Here is a 19,837-nt window from a genome sequence, read left to right on the forward strand (position 1 = left end):
CTCCACCGGCTGGGTCATTGGAATGACAAAAACGTCACTGGCCCACGCTGCGATAGATGCAGCGGGCCCTGTGATCGCTCGGCCCGGTAACGCTCCCCATCCAACACGAACCCACCGTCGAACTCGAGCGCCAAGGTGTGGATGTTGTGGCTGAAATAGCCATCCTGCTCGCGTGGTGGTGCTCCAGCGCCGCCTCTGAGCACGGCTGGAAGGGAACGCCACAAGCGCCCAGGCCGGTGTCGAATCGCGGTGTAGTGCAACGGCGCCGGCTCCACCCCCCAATAGGGTTTCGAGCCCAGCAGGAGACGCTCCAAGCCGCTGACGAGGATCAATAAGTAGTCTCCTAGCTGGCTGGCGCTGCCATCCAACCGTAGTCTCAGCCGTACAGGCTGGACCCGGCTCTGGGCGGGTCGCACCAATGCGAGCAACAACCGGGCCCAGGCAAGCCCGGGGCCAATCGTGCCGCCGGTACGCAAGGCCGCAATTCGGCGATGGAAATACTCCACCCCGGTGTGGATCGCGCCGGCACCGAAGAACATACCATAAAGTGGCGGCCGCTCGGGTGCCGACACCACCCGCAACACGGGACGTTCGGTGCGCAACGGCCCGTCGCGGGTACCAGCAAGCCACGCGCCGAGCGCTCGCAATGCTTGCTGGGGCGTCCCTCGGGCACCGACGTCGGCCGCCGTCATGTTAGTCGTACCGCCTGCAATCACTACGAGCGGCGGCGGTTTCCCCTGCCGCTCACCCGGTCCCAATAGATAGGTCAGTACTGCTTGCAACGTTCCATCGCCGCCGTTTATGGCCAGCAATTCCGCCCCACTGGCAAGCAGTTCTTGAATACCGAGCGCCGTTTCCGCCGGGCAGACCGCTTCTCGATATGCAGCGCCCGGAAGCCGCCTCGCCTCTTCCCGAACTTGCCGCAAGCAGCGCCGGTTGCGCCCGCTGTTCGGATTGCAAAGCACACCGACCCGCCGCGGCACCAAGGCATCGGATTCACTCGGTTGATTGCGCCTCATTGGATTATGCTAGCGCCCCTTAAGTAATGGATCGGTCCCGGTCACCACCACCACGATATCGATCAACGCCGCGCGGCGCTTTTGCCAAGCGCCGCCAGCGCCACCGCAAGCAACACGGCCCCCGGCCCCAGCGCGATCAGCGGCGGGCTGAGATCGAGCAACAAGCCCATATTAACGATGATCTGATCGGCGAGGTACACGCCCAGGCCCGCGATGGCACCCAACGCGATTCGGCTGCCAATACTGGCGCCGCGCGGCGCGCCAATGCTGAAGGGCACCGCAAGTAGAATCATCGCCGCGGCGGTCAGGGGCAATCCCAGCTTCTGCCAAAGCATCACAGCGTAGACGGCCGATGATTGGCCGGTACTGCGCAAATACTGCACGTAGCCATAGAGCTGCACCGGTGAGAGGCTCTCCGCCGGCTTCTCCAGCAACCCGATCTGGGCAGGGGTCAGAAAAGTCTGCCAAACCATGCTGGCGTGCCGAGTCGTTACCGGCGTGCCGGCCATGAAAGCTTTGACCAGCACTGTATTGAGCCGCCATGGCGCGCGATGATGAATCTCGGCATAATCGGCGTGAATATACCTTACGAGATGCCCCTCGGCATTGAAATGAAAAATCTCGATATCTGCTGGAATGCGCCCCAGGCGCAGGGCGCCGACCCGGAGTAGGCGATCACCACGCCGCGCCCACAACGCGGCGCCGCTTCCCGACTCGGCGTTGCTATCGCCGCTCAGCGCGGTGGCACGCATACCGAAAGCGTGCTGCTGGAGCGGCGAGGCAACCAATTGATCGATCGCCGCCAAGAGCAGAATCAACAAAACACCGGCTTTGAGCGCTGCCAATGCGATGCCTCCGGGTGAAACACCGACCGATCGCAGCGCGGTCAGCTCCCGATGACTCGCCAAGCCTCCCAGCGCAACGGTAGTGCCCAACAGTGCGATAAAGGGGCCAAGCTCGATCAGCCGCCGCGGCAGTATAAGACCGACGTAGGCAAACGCCTGGGCACTATGGTAGTTGCCCTGCCCGGTGTCATCCAGCTGTTCTATCAAGTCGATGAAACTGAACAGCGGTAACAGCACAGCCGCGGCCACCACGAAACCACCCGCCACGGCCCGCATGAGATAACGCTCTGCCGTCTTCATGGCCGCGGCCATCGCCACCATTGCAAATCATGGCTGATCAAGGCGACAAGCACGACGAACATCACCGCATTGATCCACCAAATACCGGGTACAGCCCCGACCACGCCATGCTCCACCCAGGTTTTTGCCAAGCCGCTGGCGCTGTAGATCAAAGCATAGACGAGCGCGGCCAACAGAATCTTGGAGAACCGGCCCCGGCGCGGCGCGGTGCGGCTAAGCGGCACCCCGAACAACGCGAGCAGCACCGTCGTCAAAGGGCGGGAGAGGCGCCACTGCAGTTCGGCAAGTTCCGCGGGATTACCCGAGCGCGCGAGCGCGGCCGTAGGCGCGGCCTTGCGCTTGTAGCCCACTACCGGTTGCGGTTGCTGCAGACGTAGCGAGAGTTCGCCGAAACGTAGAATCCGATCATGACTTCCAGCCTGATCAAGCAAGTAGGTAACCCCATCGTGCAGTATCAGTCGCGCCTCGTCGGCTTGCTCCGTCGGGAGCTGCCGCGCTTGTCGAGCCTTGGTCAGGTACGTCGCCTCCCCGGCACGCTGATAGATCAACACACCGTGCAACAGGCCGCGTTGGTCGTCCACTTCTTGCGCGAGGATCATGCGCCCGGTCTGCGATTCTACATAGAAATGGCCGGCGCGCAGCCGATCCAGCGGGATCTCCACATGCGCGTGCGCTTCAGCCTGATAGGCTTGCTGGTAGGCCCATGGTCGGCCGAACAACGACAACGCACCGACGGCGAGTGCAACCGGTAGCGCGAGCAGCAGGATCGCCCAATAAACCCGCGCCGAGCTGATGCCGACCGCGCCGAGGACAGTCATTTCCTGATCGTTGTAGAGACGACCCAGGCCGATCACTACCGAGGCATAAAGCGCCACCGGAATGAGCACCTCCAGTGCAATCAGGGTCCTGAGCGCAACCATCAACGCAACCGCCTGCATCCCGAGGGTCTCGCTGAGCGCATCCGCAAGGTAGCGTGCAACCGAGTAGCTCGCAAAAATGAGGCTCAGGACACCAACCACGGCCACCAGCGGGCGGCGCACTTCCGCGATCAAGTAACGTTCGATCAGCAACACGGGTTTTAAGTACCTTCGACCAACGGTGACGGCACAATCCGGCAGGAACGTACCCACTGGTACGAACCCCTTGCCCGCAACGGCCCCGAGTCGATACTCAAGCGAGCGAACCGGCCGCTATCGTTACGGGCGATTATCCCCTGCCGCCTCAGTACGCTCGCGCAGCACCGCCTCGGCAAGCTGCCGGTCAGCCGGTGTATCGACATCCACCGCGGCCTCCGGATAAGGGAGGATAATGGCGCCTATCCGTATTCCCAGTCGACGCGAGAGCTGCCGCAGAGCTTGCTCCAGAGTGAGCAGCCCCAAAGCGTAGCCCAGCACGGCCCGCCAACCGAGCAATCGTGCGACGACTCGCCAGGGCCGCTTGCGCTCCTGCTCCACCCTCCGCCAATAATCCGCTAACCGCCGACCACGGGGAGTTAGGAACGCATACAGGTTGCAGCCGCAATACGGCCCGCCTCGCAAGCGAATGGCGGTGCGCCGAGCGGCCGGGAACCGAGCCGCTACGATCCGCTGCTCGGCTACCGCAACCGCCAAATCCCAGTTGCCGGCCTGCGCCCGCTGCAGGAAATAGCGAATCATCGGGGCACTGAGCAGCGCGTGATCCGCCGTGGTGAGCAATGTGATCCGCTCTGGCGGTAAAGCCGCGAACGCCCCGAGTGCACTCGCACTGGGCGAGTCGGCGCAGGCGACCCAGTCGATGCGCGAGGCGGACAGCAGTTCTTGAAGCACCGGCGTGCTTGCAACGATCTCTTGTGCCGGCCCACAGAGAATAATTCGATCAACCAAAGTGCTATCCCACAGCGCCTGCAGCACCCGCCGCAGCATCGGCGTGCCAGCCACCGGCGCAAGCGCCTTGCAGCACGTGCCGGCCTCCTTAGCTACAGCATCCGGGGTCTTGCGATCGCCCGCCAATACAATGGCCGCTACGCGGTTCGCCGCCGAATCGACCACGGCGCCAGGCTGACTCGGGGTGGAGGTATTCATAATCAGGGAGCGCCGAGCCCGCCGCCCTAAAGCGCCTTCTGGTAGAGCCGGTAACGCTTGTAAGGCTCGGCACCGATATTCTCCAGTATGTTGCGCATGCTCGCGTTGTCCTCGAGAATCCACGACATCTCGACCGCTCGAATGCCCTTTGTCATCACCGGCTCCTGGATAGCGGCAATCAGCGTGAGCGCCAGCGCCGGCCCGAGCCGGCTGAACTGATACCGTTTAGCCACCCCCATGAGCGGAATCCGGCCGGTCAGCGGATAGCGCACTTTCAAACGCCAGAGCAGTTTCATCCAGCCGAAAGGCATTAGACGGCCACCTAAATCGCGAATTGCCTCGTTGATATTGGGCAATGCTACGATGAACGCCACCGGCACGTCGTCGACTTCAGCGATCTGGATGAGATCGTAGGCGACGAATAACCGTAAGTTGCGCCCCAGTTCACGGAACTCTGCCGTGGTAAAAGGTACAAATCCCCAGTTCTCGGACCAGGCATCGTTGAAAATGTCCCGCAAGGCCGCCATATCCGCAGCGAAGCGCTCCCGGCTGCTGGGGCGCACGCGAATTCGAGCTTGATAACGCGCCATCAGCCGGCGCATCGACGGGGTGAAGGACAGCTCGGCAGACGGCATCCAGTAGGCGAGAAGCTCCTTGACCGCGCTATAGCCTTGTTCTTCCAAGCGATGAGCATAATAGGGCCGGGCATGTCCCATCATGAACACCGGTGGACAATCGAATCCCTCCACCAGGAGGCCGCACTCGTCGTTTATGGACAGATTGAACGGCCCGCTCACCCGGCGGGCGCCGCGCTGGCGCAGCCAATCCTCTGCAGTCGCCGTCAAGGCCTCGAATGCAGCGGCGTCATCTATGGCCTCGAGCATCCCGAAATACCCCGTATGATCCCCATGGCGTTGCTGATGCAGATGATCCAATTGGGCCGTGATCCGCCCTATCGGTCGCAGCCCGCGCCAGGCAACCCACCCTTGCCAATCAAGATGCTCGAACAGTGGGTTGTGTCTTGATAGATGCTGGCGACGCTCCAGCTGCAACGGCTCAATCCAATGTGGATCGCTGTGGTAAAATTGTCGCGGCAAACCCAAAAATGTGGCAAAATCACCACGTCGCTGCAACGATCGAACGACAATCGGCGAATCCCGACGGCCGTGATGCTCGTGATAATTCGTTGCGGCGCGTTTTTCCATATGCGGTAATCTCTCCGGCGCTCCCGCCCGAATGACGTAAAGACAAACCGGGCTGAGGCAAAGTGCGGTTAAGATTATTTCGAACTACCACCGAGCGTGGAGGTCAATATTTTGGCGGGTGCAACGCCTCATCCTCTGTTATGTGCATCTTGTCTGTTATGAAAATCTTGCTTGTTTTTATAGGACTGTTGTTTCATATTCATGTAGACTCTGAACTTAACGTAGATTCTGAAGTTCAGTAGGCTGATCTCCACTGCACTTTAAAAGAAAAGGCGCCATGGAAGATCCTCATTCGACTCTGGGCAAGCAACGGCTAAGCGCGGCGCAGCGTAAGGGCGGGACGCAGCCTGCCTTTGCATGGGAAGTTGGACACTGGCAGATGGCGCGGTTACTGGAAAAGTCATGGCTTGTCCGCGTATCTCGTCACGATTCGACCCTGCATGCCAATACTAATATAACCAACAGTACGGGTATTGAAACGCGTAAACAACGACAGCGGCAGAGGCTTCGCCGGGCACTGGGTGCACTCTCTGCCGCACGCAACGCCCAGCTGGCAAGATTATCCTGCGCAGCGGGCATTTACCAGCGGACCCCATAGCGGTCGCATTATAGGCTCACACGGGCTCCCTCTGGCGAGCCCTGCATGGAGGCGGGCGGACGCGCCGGTTTACGGCTAACCGCCACTGCGACCGCAATGGTCGGAGAGCTAGGGACAAAGAAAGCGGAAGGTACCTGAATTGATTAGAACGGCCACGCCAACAATCAATAATCGCCCTCTGCGCTGCGCGGATTTCCCAACGCTCGCGCAAGCGTTGGATTATGCTGCGCAGGGCGTCACTGGGTATAATTTCTACGACGGTCGTGGGCGGTTGCGAGCGGCGCTTCCATACGCCGAGCTTCGGCAACGCGCGCAGGCCACGGCCAAACGTCTCCACGGGCTCGGTTTGAAACGGGGTGAGCGGGTCGCATTGATTGCCGAGACCTGTCCGGAGTTCATGGAATTCTTCTATGCCTGCCAATACGGGGGCTTCGTCCCGGTACCCTTGCCTATCACGATCAATCTCGGCAGCCGGGGGAGCTATATCGAGCGCCTGCGCCGCCTGCTCCATAGTTGCAGCGCCACGGCCGCCATGGCGCCTGCGGAATTCCTGTCGTTTCTGCAGGAAGCCGCCGACGGCCTCAAGCTGCGCTTCGTAGGCAGCCCAGCGGATTTCTATGCGCTCGAAGAACCGGCGGTGGAACTTGAATCCAGCGGGCCGGACGAGATCGCCTATTTACAATACACCTCTGGAAGCACCCGCTTCCCGCGCGGGGTGGTCATTACCCAACAAGCGGTCATGGCCAACTTGGCCGGCATCGTGGGCACCGGGCTTGCAGTTCGCCCCGGCGATCGCTGTGTCTCATGGCTGCCTTTTTACCACGATATGGGCTTGGTCGGGTTTGTCCTCGGGCCATTGGCCTCGCAGCTCTCCGTCGATTATCTGGGTACCCGCGACTTTGCCATGCGCCCACGGCAATGGCTGGCATTGATCAGCAACAACCGAGGCACGATCGCCTTTGCACCCCCGTTTGGCTACGACATCTGCGCTCGACGTATCCATCGCGCCGAGCTCGACCGCTATGATCTTAGCTGTTGGCGCGTAGCCGGCGTCGGCGCGGAGACGATTCACGCCGAGACATTAGAGCGCTTTGCCGATTTTCTGGCGCCGGCCGGTTTCAACCGCCACGCCTTCCTACCCTGCTACGGACTGGCGGAGAGTTCGCTGGCCGTCACCTTCGCGGCGCTCGATCAAGGCATGGTCGTGGATCAGGTCGACCGCCGAGCTTTGGAAGACCGCATGTCCGCTCGCGCGTTCGCGGCAACGGATGGCCGCGGCGAGCGCGTCAGGGCATTCGTCAACTGCGGCCGACCGTTGCCTGGCCACGAGGTGATTGTTCGCGACGCCGACTACAAGGCGCTGCCCCACCGTCAGGTCGGTATTGTCAGTGTCAGAGGGCCGAGCCTGATGTCCGGTTATTTCCAGGACGCGGCCAGTACCCATGATGCCCTCGGGCCGGACGGCTGGCTCGACACCGGCGATCTGGGCTACCTGACCGAAGCCGGGTTGTTCATCACGGGACGCTGCAAGGATCTGATCATCGTCAACGGTCGCAATATCTGGCCCCAGGATATGGAGCGCCTCGCCGAAGAGCAGCCGGAAGTCCGGCTCGGCGATGTCACCGCTTTCGTCGCATCTCACCCCAAGGGCGGCGAGATCGTGGTCATGCTGGTTCAGTGCCGACTGACTGAAAACGAGCGTCGTGCTGACCTGGTAAACCGGCTGCAGCGGATGATCTACAGCGAATTCGGTATAAAATGCCGCATCGAGCTGGTTCCGCCCAAAACCCTACCGAGGACTTCCTCCGGCAAGCTCTCGCGCTCGGAGGCGAGACGGCGTTTCATACAACGAGTCGGCTGGAATCAACGCAGCGAGATTATCGTGGAGGCGCCCAAAGCCGCGGTCTCCAGCTGAAGATTTCGATGGCGGGTGTAGTGGCACTAACCGGCGCGACGGGTTTTATCGGCGGCGCCTTGTGCCAACCACTCGCCCAAGCCGGATGGCGCATTCGTGCTCTAGTGCGACGGGCCCCCGACATTGCGTTGGCGAGTAGAATCGAATGGGTCCGTGGCGATCTCGATGATGTCGCTGCATTGCGCCGCCTGGTGGCCAATGCCGATGCTGTCATCCATTGCGCAGGTGCAGTTCGCGGGCGCTCCCTCGAGGACTTCGATCGGGTCAATGTCCACGGCTCCGAACGCCTACTGCATACGGCCCGCGCCGAATTACGCTGCACGCGCTTCCTTTTCATGTCGTCGTTGGCCGCTCGTGAACCGACTTTATCCTGGTACGCTGCCTCCAAACACCACGCCGAAGAGGTCTTGCGGCAGCAGAGCGGTGCGCTTGCGCTTACCATCTTCCGCCCCACTGCAGTCTACGGACCCGGTGATCGAGAACTCAGTCCCCTTTTTCGATTCCTGCGCCGCGGCTTACTGCCCGTTCCAGGCAACCAGCACGCACGGTTGACCCTGCTGCATGTGCACGACCTGGTCACAGCGATACTACGCTGGCTCGACTCCTCACCCCCTGCAGCGGGAACGTTCGAGCTCCATGATGGGCGAGCCGACGGCTATAGCTGGCAAACCATCGCTGCGATCGCCGCCCGGGTCCAGGGCCGCCCGGTGCGATTGCTGAATCTGCCGCGCACCGGCCTGACCTTGGCAGCCGCCGTCAATCTCCGCCTCGCACGCTGGCTCAGATATCAGCCGATGCTTACACCAGGGAAATTAAGGGAACTTCGGCATCCCGATTGGATATGCGACAATAGCGCGCTCGCCGCGGCGCTCGGCTGGCGACCCAGAATCGATTTCGAGCGCGCCATGCGGGAGGGGTTGAGCGGATAAGCCGCTACACCACCCGAAGCGTAGACACGCAGTCCACACGGGGCTGGCAAGCCATGATGGCAGACTATCAACAAATTCTAGATCGACTCTACACTCACCTGCGCCCTATGGCGCCGCAAGGCACGAGGTTGGGCGAGGACACGGACTTGATCAGTGAGTTCGGCCTGGATTCCGTCAATGTCATGGACCTGTTGCTGGAAGTCGAAGAGGATTTCGATATATCCGTGCCGTTGAACCTCCTCGCCGATATTCGCACGCCCAAGGATCTCGCACGCGCAATCGTTCGGTTGCTGGAGGCGGGATAATGGCATTGTTTGACAAGTTCAATAAGCTCGCCAACGACCGCGCGGAACTCTTTCCCACCGGCCTCAGCCCTTTCGAGACCCGGATCGAGGAAGTATATTCGCCTACCGAGGCACGCATCGGCGGGCGGCGGGTGCTGCTCGCTGGCACCAACAATTATCTCGGCCTGACCTTCGCGCCCGAATGCATCGAGGCGGCCCATAAAGCCGTGGAGCGAGAAGGGACGGGGACCACGGGCTCGCGGATGGCCAACGGCAGCTACGGCGGCCACTACGCTTTGGAAGCGGAACTCGGAGACTTTTATCGATGCAATTCGGTGATTGTTTTCTCTACCGGCTATCTCGCCAGCTTGGGCCTGATTGGCACTTTGGCCGGAGCGCAAGACATAATACTGCTCGATGCGGATTGCCATGCCAGCATCTACGATGCCTGCCGACTCAGCGGCGCTCAAATCATACGGTTTCGACACAATGACGTTGCCGATCTCGAACGGCGGCTGCAGCGACTAAGAGAGCGTACCGAGAACACACTCATCGTGGTGGAGGGGCTCTATAGTATGCTCGGCGACCGGGCACCGTTAGCCGAGATTGCCGCGGTCAAACGTCGCCACGGTGGTTATTTGGTGGTGGATGAAGCCCATTCTCTCGGAGTGCTCGGCGAGCACGGCCGCGGGCTATCCGAGGAAGCCGGGGTAGCCGCCGAGGTCGACTTCGTACTTGGCACATTCAGCAAAAGCCTGGGGGCCGTAGGCGGATTTCTCGCCAGTAATCACCCCGAGTCCGAGTTCTTACGCTACGCCAGCCGTCCGTACATCTTCACGGCATCGCCCTCGCCCTCCGTTGTTGCATCCACGCGCGCCGCGCTACAGCTGCTGCGTAATCGTCCGCAGTTGCGTGAGCGGCTGTGGGCCAATGCCACTCAGCTCTATCACCAACTGCGGGCACTCGGCTACCAGCTCGGCCCCGAGCCGAGCCCAGTCGTGGCCACCCTGCTCGGATCCCGACAGCAGGCGGTGGCATTCTGGCAGGGGCTGCTCGAGCGTAACATCTACGTCAATCTGGTGTTACCGCCGGCTGCACCCGGTGGTTATACCCTGGTTCGTTGTAGTGTCAGCGCGGCCCATACCCCCGCACAGATCGACACCATCTGCGAGGCTTTTGCCGATCTGCGAGCGATGCTTAAGCGCTCGGACACGCCGGACTCCCATCGCGGCTGAACGCTGCCGATCCAGGCAACTCGAGCCGGCGGCTACGTGACCATAAGCATAGCCGCCGACTTAACCCGCGGGGCTGCGTGTACGCGAATGACGGGGGCATTCGTGCGCCGGAGGAACCGTGCGGTGCCAAATCTGAGTTTTGCCAAACAACGGTAGGAGTACGTAGGCACGGACCCGTAACTGATCCGGTTCGGCAAGTGTCAGGTAACTATGGTAGGTCTTACCCTTGCGAGGATCATAGATCAAACCGTCGACCCAGCTTCGCGCGGCCGTTTGTTGGAAGCCCTCGAGCACTTGCAGCCCGCACAGGGGTTGCTCACGCTTGCCAGGATTTGGATTATGCCGATCACGCTTGAGCGCTCCGTTGCCGTGATAAGGCTTGGCGAGCCAAACGATGCGGCCGCAGAGCTCGGAGCCGCAGTCTGCGATGCGTACCGCCACGGTCGACTTGTCGTTGATCCATACGCCGAGCGCTCCTTGCTGGCCGGCCGGCCCAGCCTGGAGCGGCAGGCTAACGAGCAGCCAAAGCGACGCCACAACCCTCACAATGCGCACCGTGCAGTCACCTCGGAGCAAGGCCACGCAGCGTTTGGGCCAGGTCACGCCGAGCTCGCCCATACAAAGCAGCGCAACAGCGCGGCAGTCAATCGGCACAGGCGGCACCTCCACAAGAATGAGTCGCTACCCCCCAGGGATCCGATCCTCGGGCTGGCAATATCCGCGTATTATTATTGCTGGCAGGCTGGCAACTCAACCACTCCGCCTCACTCCCACTCCGCCTGTACCCTCACCCCGACCTCAAAACAGCCAGCACCGCCAGATCGAAAACGCAGTGCGGCGAAATCACCCCGGCGCAGGCGGCGGCTAGCGGCACTATGGCAAAGGCCCTATTGCTCGCTTCATCACCCCAAACGGTGACAGCAGCATGGCCAATTGCGACGCAATCGCCCAGGTTGCCGTACCCGCCCCTTTTCACCACTTGTTCGACTATCTTCTGCCGACTGCTGAGCCGCCCCCCTGCGTGGGTGGTCGTGTTCTGGTGCCCTTCGGCAAACGCCGTGTAGTTGGCCTGGTCACGGGACTGACCAACGAGACGCCGATCGAACGACGCCGTCTGCGTGCAATCGAGACAGTACTCGATACCCGACCTGTGCTTCCGGAAGAACTCCTGAAACTGCTGCTATGGGCCAGCCGTTATTACCACTATCCTATCGGCGAGTGCCTGGCCACGGCATTACCGAGCTTGTTGCGCCGTGGTCGGCCGGCCGAACCAGCGCTCGAACGGGTCTGGCGAATCGCACCGGCGGGCCAAACCATCGCGGCAAATGCGCTGCGCCGGCGCGCCCCTCGCCAGGCCAGACTGCTGGAGATCCTGCAGCAATCGGCGCGGCCCATTGGCTGCGCCGAGTTGACGGATTCGAACGGGGACTGGCGCGGCGCCCTCGAGCGCTTGGCCGCTCGGGGCTGGATCGCGGCGTCGGACCGACCGGTCTATGCCCTGCGGCGTAGCCACACCCGAACCGCCGCTCCGACACTTAATCTGGCACAGAGCAAGGCGGTTCGGGCGATCACCGCCGCCTTGAACAATTTTCAAGCGCTGTTGCTGGAAGGCGTGACCGGCAGCGGCAAGACGGAGGTGTACTTAGCCGCGATCGAAGCCGTTCTCGCCGCAGGTCGGCAGACGCTCCTACTCGTACCCGAGATCGGGCTCACACCGCAGCTCGTGGCACGGTTCACCAGCCGGCTCGATGCTCCCCTTGCCGTGTTGCACTCGGGGCTCTCCGATACAGAGCGACTGGAGGCCTGGCATGCTGCCGGCAACGGCGCCGCCCCGATCGTTATCGGCACCCGTTCGGCGGTGTTTGCGCCGCTTGCGCGTCCAGGGTTGATCGTCGTCGACGAAGAACACGACACCTCACTTAAACAGCAAGACGGTTTTCGCTATTCTGCGCGTGATTTGGCGGTGGTTCGCGCCCGACGCTTGAATATTCCAATCGTCCTAGGCTCGGCCACGCCCTCGCTCGAAACGCTATACAATGTGCGCCGCGGACGTTATCGACAGCTGCGCCTACCACAGCGAGCGGGAGGAGCCGCTACACCTGAGTTTCGAATCTTCGACGTACGGGGCAAACCGCTGCGCGAGGGGCTATCCCAACCCTTGCAGCAGCGGCTGCAAACGCATCTAGATGCCGGCCGACAGGCGCTGCTGCTACTCAACCGCCGCGGCTTCGCGCCGACGCTATTGTGCCACGAATGCGGCTGGATCGCGCTGTGCCACCGTTGCGATGCGCGGCTGATTTATCACCATCCAGGTAAGCGGGTTCGCTGTCATCACTGCAACTATGACCGCCCCGTGCCTGCCCATTGCCCGCACTGCGCCGGCCCCGATTTGCGTCCACTCGGCTTGGGCACCCAACGCGTCGAGGCCGCACTGCGCCTGGCTTTCCCTAGCGCCGGCCTGTTACGTATCGATCGCGACAGCACCCGGGGCAAAGGCGCCTTCGAGGCTCGGATGGCGGCGGCTCAACGCGGTGAAGCACAAATTCTGCTTGGAACTCAAATGCTCGCCAAGGGTCATCACCTGCCAGAAGTAACGCTGGTGGCAATCATCGATGCCGATCAAGGACTGTTCGGATCGGATTTCCGTGCGCCGGAGCGGTTCGCCCAGCTCCTAATTCAGGTAGCCGGCCGAGCTGGACGAGCAGCGCACCTCGGCGAAGTCGTCATACAAACGCACCACCCCGAACACCCGTTGCTGCAAATACTGATCCACAGAGGCTATAAAGACTTCGCCGAGGTAGCGCTCAAAGAGCGCGAACAAGCTCATTTACCGCCATTTTCCGCTATGGCTCTGCTCCGCGCCGAAGCACACGAGGCGGACACACCGCACGTGTTCCTGGCTCAGGCGAAGGCGAGTGCCCAGCCAGCGCCGGGGATAACCATGCTGGGCCCGGTACCCGCCCCTATGGAACGCCGTGCCGGGCGTTATCGTGCCCAACTGCTGTTGCAGACGGCGCATCGTGATGAGTTACAAGCCTTACTGCGCAACTGGGTGCCGCGCTTGGCCGAGCTTGAACAGGCGCGCCGCGTGCGCTGGTCGGTGGACGTCGATCCATTGGAGACGCTATGAAAAGAGGCCAACCGACTATGCGCCCTCCTTGCAAGTCTCATCACAGCCGGGATAATACGCGGCTGCGAAGCAGCCGTACGAATCTGGTAGAGTGCGGCGTGAGCGATGGGCAATGGTTTGTCGAGCGTACTGTGTTGACCAGCGGCTCAGCTAGGCTGTCACCTGGAACCGGTAGCAAGCACCGCTTTAGCTCACGAGCCACATCAGCTCGATCATCTGCCTACGGGAGTGGCAAACGCGTTGCCTACCTACTACAACGCCATTCGTCTCTAATACGCAGCAACGTCCGGTTTTTTCTGATATTCGCCAGATGGCAGATTCTAAGTAGTGACCTTACGATATTGGATGCCTCTATCCCGCAAAGCAGGTAACCATGGCCCGAGAAACTAGCAAACGCGCACGGCAGGCAAGTCGCCCCTCCGCCCTCGGGCGATCGTCGCTACCGAACTGGATTTGGGGACTTGCGGGGCTTAGTATCGGCCTGTTCGTCGCCTTGCTGGTCCAACTGCATCATTCGGCACCAAATAATACCGAAGCCGTTACCAGCCTGTTTCAGCCGCAGGAAAGCGATATCGACAGCTCTATCGGGCCGACTACCGGGCGCACATCCATACCGAACGAACCGATCCAACCCCGGTTCGAATTTTATAAATTGCTGCCCGATCAAGAGGTTGAGGTGCCCGCACCGGAGCCGAATTTAGCAATCCCCATGGCCAAGCCACCGACCGCTGCCGGTCACCGGAGCAACGCCGAACATCCACGGCCGCAAACCGCAACGGCGCTACCCAGAGAGAGCGGGCCGACGAACGCCAGCTATCTGCTGCAGGTGGGCTCATTTCGCAACCTCGATGACGCCGATCAGCTTAAGGCGCGGCTGGCCTTGTTGGGAGTCGAAGCCTCAATCCAGAATGCGGAGCTTGCCGGTGGCGGGACCTGGCATCGGGTCCGGATCGGACCGTTCAGCGATCGCGAGCACCTCAACGCCATCCGTAAGCGCCTACAGGCGGATAATATCCATGCCATCCTGCTCAAGCGCGGCGGCTGAGGTCGGCCGGTTTGTTAGCAACCCCCAATACCCGCCGGCCGGTAGTAAATATGAATACCGGAGCACCCGCGAGTAGATACCAATAAAAGGTGCAGAAGCGCCAAACCAGAATCGCCGCGGCCGTAGTACCGCCGTCCAAATAAGGTCGAAGCAGAGCGCCAAAAACCAGTTCCACTCCCCCGGCCCCACCGGGCAGAAACGACAAGTGACCGACCAAGAACATCAAGCCCTGAGCGAGAAATATGTAGGACCAATGTCCTGAATAGTCCATAAAATACAGCAGCATCGGTAACACCCCATAGCGGAGCATCCAGTGCCCGACACAAAGCACATAGACCAACAGCAAACGGCTCACGCCGATGCGCAGCAACAAAGCAACGCTGCTACGAAACTGGATCAACCAGCGGGCCAAACGATAGCGTAGCCGGCACAATCCCGGCACACGGCGGATTACCCGCCCCAGCCAAATCGCCACCGGACGGTAGTGACGCGGCAGCCACAGCAGTAGGACCACCCCGAGTGCGAGCACGCCGACCAATATGGCGGGTGCACTCAGTGACTGAGTAATACCCTGGCCGGTGAGAAACAGCAATAACGCGACCGGCATCGCCGTTGCGAAGAAAATCAAGTCCATGACTTGGTCGAACGCCACGATGGCAGCGGCCTCGCCCAACCGCAGACCCCGCCGGGAAAGCAAAAAGATGTAGGTGGCTGCTCCGCCGGTCGACGCCGGCGTCGCCACGGCGGCGAACTCGGCGCTGATCACGGTGCGCAGTGCTTCACGCGAGCGCAGCCGCACACCGAGCCCGCGCGCCAAGATTCGGATGCGCCCGGCATTGCACATCCAACCGGCCACGACCATTCCCAGCAGCAGGATCACCACGGCCGGGGATAAGGTCGCAAGTTGCCCAAAACTATCCCAACCACCATAGATGAGTGGCAACGAGAGACTCACCGCCAGGCTGACAAGGACGAGAACCCCCCACGAATAGCGCTTCACGTAAGTAATGCCCTCTCTCATAGTCGGATGGTCTCGCACGCAGGGCAAGGGTCGAACAGAACCGGAAGCTGCGCGATCGCCCTGCTCGGGTTACCGATTTGGACGGTACCCTTGAAGGTAGGCGGCTCGTGGCAGCAACGAACCGAGTGGCGCTGAAAACACCAACGCAGCTTAGCTATCGCCACGGGCACATTCACCGCCGGTGTGTGGCCGACAGTGTACGTCCGATACCGACATAATTAAGGTGTTAGATCACATACGAGCAAACCACCCACTCCGATGTCAAACACACCGGCGGATCGAGAATGCGTCACCGACACCCACCTCGTTCACAAGCTACGTTTATTACCGCTCACAAACATCGCTTGCTTGAGGCGATAGAGTGCCGATATGTCCTCTTCCCCATAGCCTTGATCCAGTAGGCGCTGGTAGTGCTTGAGCGTCATTTCCACCACCGGCAGCGCCACACCTAGCCCATCGAGCATACGTCGGCAAATGGACAAATCCTTGTAATGCAAGACGCACTTGAAACCGGGCTCGAATGAGCCACGCAACATTGTCGGACCACGGTGTTCAAGGAACCAGTTGCCGGCCGCGCCGCCACGCAGCAACTCAATGACGGTGGCCATATCGAGACCCAAGGCTTCACCGAAAGCCAATGCTTCGCAAACCGCCTGATTGATGCCGGCGCACATGACTTGGTTAACCGCCTTTGCGGCTTGGCCCTGACCGGACTCACCCACACGGACCACCCGCTTGGCGATTGCCTCGAGCACGGGCATGGCCTGATCGATCGCAGCGGCATCGCCGCCCGCCATTATCACCAGAGTGCCCGAATGCGCGCCTTCCGCGCCGCCCGAGACAGGTGCATCGATGAACCAAGCGCCGCTGTCTGCAACGCGTTTAACCGCCTCCACAACCGTATCTACGCCGATGGTCGAAGTATCCACGACGATTTTACCGGGGCTGAGCCCGTCCTGCATCGCAGCCAGAACCTCGAGCACATCGGCATCCGCCGAAACCGAAATAATGATGAGATCGCACTCATACGCCAACGTGGCCGGGTCGGTGCATGCAACAACACCCAGGTCTTCGGCAAGCACCGCGGCCGTCGAACGGGTTCGATTCCAAACGGCGCTCAGCAGCCGGGCCTGCGCCAACCGCCGCGCCATGCCGCGGCCTATAGCCCCGAGTCCGATGAGTCCTACTTTCATCACTTGCCTTCCTCGTCATACTCACCACTGACGTAGGGGCTGTTGAGGTAGGTATAGCCCTGCAGCCCCGCCTCCAGTTCGCGCAGACACTCGCGGCGTTCAGTCTCATCAAGCGGTGCAGCCACGACGCGTCGCCGGTAACTCTGCAGCAACTCACGCCCGTCGAAATGCACCTGGCGCAGCACGGCTTCAATGCTGTCCCCGTTATGGGCATCTGCCAACCGATAGCCCTCGGGGGTTAGGATGACGTTGACCGAGTCCGTATCACCAAAAAGATTATGAATGTCGCCCAGAATCTCCTGGTAGGCACCCACCAGAAACACGCCCAGCAGCAACGGCTCACCGGACCGGCAAACCGGCAGCGGCAGTGTGCGCTCGACACCGGCTCGATCCACGTACAGGCGTACCGTTCCATCGGAGTCACACGTCAGATCCTGCAATATGCAGCGCCTGACCAACGGCTCATCGAGCCGGTGCAGCGGCAGAATCGGGAAGAGTTGATCTATAGCCCAAATATCGGGCATGGATTGGAACAGCGAAAAATTGCCGAACAGCTTGTCGGCGAGCTTCTCGTTGAGCTCATCGAGCACACCGCGATGGGCGCGCACCTGGGGATCCAGGCGGCTGTGCACACGCCGGCAGGTAGCCTGATAGATACGCTCCGCATCGGCCCGTTGCGCCAGGCTCAGCAATCCATGTGTGTACATGCCCTGGGCCTCATCGAGCCAATGGCAGGCATCGTGATAGACCTCTAACGGCGAGCGCTGCTCGCCCTGCGCGAAGCCACGATAGAGGTCACGCAGAATCGGCGGAGCCTCCTCGGCGGGGGCTAACAAATCGGTTGTTTCCGGAATCCGGTCGACATCGACCACATCGGTAATCAGAACCGCATGATGAGCGGTCATGGCACGACCCGATTCGGTCACGATATCCGGATGGTCCAAACCGGCCGCACTGGCAAGCTCACCCAGGGTATGGACGATGTTGTGGGCGTATTCCTCCACTGTGTAATTCATGGAGCAGAAGCTGCGCGAGCGGGTGCCCTCGTAATCCACCCCTAACCCACCACCGACGTCCACGCAGCCAATCGGTGCCCCTAAGCGGTGGAGTTCCACATAATAGCGAGCCGCCTCGCGTATCCCGCGCTGGATATCGGCGATGTTGGGAATTTGCGATCCGAGATGAAAATGCAGCATCTGCAGCGAAGCGAGCCTATCCACCGCGCGCAGGCGTTCGACTACCGCCAATGCCTGTGCGGCGGATAAGCCGAATTTGGACTTCTCGCCCCCCGTATTCTGCCATTTCCCCTCGCCGATGGAGGCCAGCCGCACCCGTAGACCAAGGCGCGGCTCCACTCCTAAACGGCGTGACTCCGCAATGATCAGCTCGAGCTCAGAGCACTTCTCGACGACAATCCAGCAATCCAACCCCAGCTGACGGGAGCGCAACGCGAGGCGAATGTATTCTCGATCCTTATAGCCATTGCAGATAATGCGTCCCCCGGGGGGTGCGACCGCGATGGCTCCCATGAGCTCTGGTTTGCTTCCGCATTCGAGGCCGACATGATTATCTGCACCGGCCAGAATCTCCTGCACCACGCGGCGCTGCTGATTGACCTTGATCGGGTAGACGGCCGTATAGGACCCAGCGTAGCCGTGCGTGATCATCGCTTGGCGAAAGGCTCGGCACAAGCGCTCCACCCGATCATGGAGGATATTGATGAAGCGCACCAAAACTGGCCACGCAAGCCCCGCCCGGCGTATCTCGTGGGCGAGCTCATAGAGGTCGACCTCGGAGCCGCCCCGACGACCACCGGGGCGCACAATCAGCCGCCCGGCCTCCGTGATATCGAAGTAGCCGCTACCCCAATGGCCGATATTATAAAGCTCACGGGCCGAGTGAGCGCTCGTATAATCCATGTACAATGACTACCAGCACGATCCAAAACGACGCCCAGTTTACCATCCGCTCCCGCCCGCCGAACCCGGTAACGTCTCTGAGGGGTGACTCGACTAGCCCGCTCGAGCGGCCACCGGCTGTATCGGTCATGCGGCTGCGCGGCGCAACGCAGCGATCCCGCGCGGCGGGCCGAGAGCGTGCCCAATGAGCAACCAGCCGTCGGGGAACACAACCGCCATGGCACTTGACGAGAATTGGTTCACAGAAACAGTACTTGACGAGGGCCTCGCTTTCTCGCTTCGCATTAAGGAAAGGCTGCATGCTGAGCAATCCCCTTATCAGCGCATCGAGGTTTTTGAAACCCTCCACTGGGGCCGCTTGATGGCTATTGATGGCTGCGTGATGCTCACCGAGCGCGACAACTTCCTCTACCATGAGATGATGGTGCACCCCGCCATGTTCACGCACGCCGAGCCACATACCGTGCTGATCATCGGGGGCGGCGATTGCGGCACCTTGCAGGAAGTGCTGCGCCATCCAAATGTGGCGCGAGTTGTGCAAGTAGAGATCGACGAGCGAGTAACCCGTATTGCCGAGCGCTTCTTCCCTGAGCTCACGGCCATGAACGGCGACCCACGTTGCGATTTGCGGTTCGAAGACGGCGTGAAATTCGTTCGCAGGACAGCCACGGCCTGCTTTGATGTGGTCATCATCGATAGCACAGATCCGATCGGACCGGCGCAAGAGTTGTTCGGCAGCGGCTTTCTGCGTCAGATCCACCGTATACTGCGACCGGGTGGTGTGCTGGCACAACAGAGTGAATCGCCCCTATTGCATGAGAAAAATATCCTCAAGCCACTGCATCGCAGTTTAGCGGAGGCGGGCTTCGCACGCCGAGTGACCCTTTGCTTCCCGGTACCCAGTTACCCCAGCGGCTGGTGGAGCTGCACGCTCGCCGGCAAGGCGTGTGAGGTACGTGACTTCCGCCGCACTGCGGCAGCGGCACGGCCGTTTACGACCCGCTATTATAATGAGGATGTACATCGTGGCTCACTGGCAGTGCCGGAATTCTGTCGTGGCGCGTTCGATGGCTGAACCCGTTGCGGGGTCACCAGGGGTGGCCTTGCACCCCAGGTACCCTTGCGCAACTGTAGACCAC

16 protein-coding genes are annotated in these 19,837 nt (G+C 61.1%); 7 read left to right on the plus strand and 9 right to left on the minus strand.

All coding sequences use genetic code 11. From position 1 onward, the window contains the following. Positions 1 to 14: 14 nt before the first annotated feature. The 5 genes from NB231_RS08495 to NB231_RS08515 form a co-directional block, all read right to left on the minus strand. A complete protein-coding gene (locus tag NB231_RS08495; protein WP_005001631.1) occupies positions 15 to 1,019 on the minus strand; it encodes a diacylglycerol/lipid kinase family protein in 1,005 nt (334 codons plus the stop codon). Between the two features lie 62 nt (positions 1,020 to 1,081). Next, positions 1,082 to 2,164 (minus strand): LPS export ABC transporter permease LptG, encoded by a 1,083-nt coding sequence (lptG, locus tag NB231_RS08500; RefSeq protein ID WP_040663624.1) that lies wholly within the window; start codon positions 2,162 to 2,164, stop codon positions 1,082 to 1,084. Next, positions 2,161 to 3,237 carry an LPS export ABC transporter permease LptF gene (gene lptF / locus NB231_RS08505; RefSeq protein WP_005001637.1) on the minus strand — a complete coding sequence of 359 codons (1,077 nt, stop codon included), beginning with the start codon at positions 3,235 to 3,237 and terminating at the stop codon, positions 2,161 to 2,163. Before lptF ends, lptG begins: the two co-directional genes overlap by 4 nt. A gap of 123 nt (positions 3,238 to 3,360) precedes the next feature. Beyond that, positions 3,361 to 4,224, minus strand: coding sequence for a nucleotidyltransferase family protein (locus NB231_RS08510; RefSeq protein ID WP_005001646.1), 864 nt, complete (start codon positions 4,222 to 4,224; stop codon positions 3,361 to 3,363). A 26-nt stretch (positions 4,225 to 4,250) separates the two neighbouring features. Continuing rightward, positions 4,251 to 5,429 carry a hypothetical protein gene (locus tag NB231_RS08515; RefSeq protein ID WP_005001647.1) on the minus strand — a complete coding sequence of 393 codons (1,179 nt, stop codon included), beginning with the start codon at positions 5,427 to 5,429 and terminating at the stop codon, positions 4,251 to 4,253. A gap of 737 nt (positions 5,430 to 6,166) precedes the next feature. Here NB231_RS08515 and NB231_RS08520 point away from each other — a divergent pair. From NB231_RS08520 to spt, 4 genes are read left to right on the plus strand one after another with little or no spacing between them, the layout of a single operon-like run. Next, positions 6,167 to 7,942 carry a fatty acyl-AMP ligase gene (locus tag NB231_RS08520; protein WP_050756078.1) on the plus strand — a complete coding sequence of 592 codons (1,776 nt, stop codon included), beginning with the start codon at positions 6,167 to 6,169 and terminating at the stop codon, positions 7,940 to 7,942. A gap of 20 nt (positions 7,943 to 7,962) precedes the next feature. Further along, positions 7,963 to 8,871, plus strand: a complete 909-nt coding sequence (locus NB231_RS08525) for an NAD-dependent epimerase/dehydratase family protein (protein WP_198007265.1) — start codon at positions 7,963 to 7,965, stop codon at positions 8,869 to 8,871. Positions 8,872 to 8,924: 53 nt separating this feature from the next. After that, positions 8,925 to 9,176 carry an acyl carrier protein gene (locus NB231_RS08530; RefSeq protein ID WP_198007266.1) on the plus strand — a complete coding sequence of 84 codons (252 nt, stop codon included), beginning with the start codon at positions 8,925 to 8,927 and terminating at the stop codon, positions 9,174 to 9,176. Then, positions 9,176 to 10,390 carry a serine palmitoyltransferase gene (gene spt, locus NB231_RS08535; RefSeq protein WP_005001652.1) on the plus strand — a complete coding sequence of 405 codons (1,215 nt, stop codon included), beginning with the start codon at positions 9,176 to 9,178 and terminating at the stop codon, positions 10,388 to 10,390. The genes NB231_RS08530 and spt overlap by 1 nt, the downstream gene beginning before the upstream one ends. 60 nt (positions 10,391 to 10,450) lie before the next feature. Here spt and NB231_RS08540 read toward each other — a convergent pair whose 3' ends face one another. Beyond that, on the minus strand, positions 10,451 to 11,044 hold the full coding sequence (locus tag NB231_RS08540; protein WP_050756079.1) for a DUF2147 domain-containing protein: 594 nt from the start codon (positions 11,042 to 11,044) through the stop codon (positions 10,451 to 10,453). Between the two features lie 271 nt (positions 11,045 to 11,315). On the opposite strand from NB231_RS08540, the gene NB231_RS08545 reads away from it, so the two are divergent. Beyond that, a complete protein-coding gene (locus NB231_RS08545) occupies positions 11,316 to 13,520 on the plus strand; it encodes a primosomal protein N' (RefSeq protein WP_005001654.1) in 2,205 nt (734 codons plus the stop codon). 373 nt (positions 13,521 to 13,893) lie between these two features. Continuing rightward, positions 13,894 to 14,565 (plus strand): SPOR domain-containing protein, encoded by a 672-nt coding sequence (locus tag NB231_RS08550; protein WP_005001657.1) that lies wholly within the window; start codon positions 13,894 to 13,896, stop codon positions 14,563 to 14,565. Here NB231_RS08550 and NB231_RS08555 read toward each other — a convergent pair. The 3 genes from NB231_RS08555 to speA all read right to left on the minus strand — a co-directional run bounded on the left by NB231_RS08555 (position 14,549) and on the right by speA (position 18,698). Beyond that, entirely contained in the window at positions 14,549 to 15,565 is a 1,017-nt protein-coding gene (locus NB231_RS08555; protein WP_040663642.1) for a lysylphosphatidylglycerol synthase transmembrane domain-containing protein, read from the minus strand. The genes NB231_RS08550 and NB231_RS08555 overlap by 17 nt on opposite strands. Before the next feature lie 329 nt (positions 15,566 to 15,894). Then, positions 15,895 to 16,779 carry an NAD(P)-dependent oxidoreductase gene (locus NB231_RS08560; protein ID WP_005001660.1) on the minus strand — a complete coding sequence of 295 codons (885 nt, stop codon included), beginning with the start codon at positions 16,777 to 16,779 and terminating at the stop codon, positions 15,895 to 15,897. Beyond that, a complete protein-coding gene (gene speA, locus NB231_RS08565) occupies positions 16,779 to 18,698 on the minus strand; it encodes a biosynthetic arginine decarboxylase (RefSeq protein ID WP_005001661.1) in 1,920 nt (639 codons plus the stop codon). The genes NB231_RS08560 and speA overlap by 1 nt, the downstream gene beginning before the upstream one ends. 217 nt (positions 18,699 to 18,915) lie before the next feature. On the opposite strand from speA, the gene speE reads away from it, so the two are divergent. Beyond that, positions 18,916 to 19,773 (plus strand): polyamine aminopropyltransferase, encoded by an 858-nt coding sequence (gene speE / locus NB231_RS08570; protein ID WP_005001662.1) that lies wholly within the window; start codon positions 18,916 to 18,918, stop codon positions 19,771 to 19,773. Positions 19,774 to 19,837: the final 64 nt, after the last annotated feature.

The organism is Nitrococcus mobilis Nb-231 (assembly GCF_000153205.1).
In the GTDB taxonomy this organism is placed as follows: Bacteria; Pseudomonadota; Gammaproteobacteria; order Nitrococcales; family Nitrococcaceae; genus Nitrococcus; species Nitrococcus mobilis.

Coding starts and splice junctions, on each gene's coding strand:
- NB231_RS08495 (WP_005001631.1), bottom strand. CDS start 1,019: ATGAGGCGCAATCAACCGAGTGAATCCGATGCCTTGGTGCCGCGGCGG.
- lptG (WP_040663624.1), bottom strand. CDS start 2,164: ATGAAGACGGCAGAGCGTTATCTCATGCGGGCCGTGGCGGGTGGTTTC.
- NB231_RS08510 (WP_005001646.1), bottom strand. CDS start 4,224: ATGAATACCTCCACCCCGAGTCAGCCTGGCGCCGTGGTCGATTCGGCG.
- NB231_RS08515 (WP_005001647.1), bottom strand. CDS start 5,429: ATGGAAAAACGCGCCGCAACGAATTATCACGAGCATCACGGCCGTCGG.
- NB231_RS08530 (WP_198007266.1), top strand. CDS start 8,925: ATGATGGCAGACTATCAACAAATTCTAGATCGACTCTACACTCACCTG.
- spt (WP_005001652.1), top strand. CDS start 9,176: ATGGCATTGTTTGACAAGTTCAATAAGCTCGCCAACGACCGCGCGGAA.
- NB231_RS08545 (WP_005001654.1), top strand. CDS start 11,316: ATGGCCAATTGCGACGCAATCGCCCAGGTTGCCGTACCCGCCCCTTTT.
- NB231_RS08550 (WP_005001657.1), top strand. CDS start 13,894: ATGGCCCGAGAAACTAGCAAACGCGCACGGCAGGCAAGTCGCCCCTCC.
- NB231_RS08560 (WP_005001660.1), bottom strand. CDS start 16,779: ATGAAAGTAGGACTCATCGGACTCGGGGCTATAGGCCGCGGCATGGCG.
- speA (WP_005001661.1), bottom strand. CDS start 18,698: ATGGATTATACGAGCGCTCACTCGGCCCGTGAGCTTTATAATATCGGC.
- speE (WP_005001662.1), top strand. CDS start 18,916: ATGGCACTTGACGAGAATTGGTTCACAGAAACAGTACTTGACGAGGGC.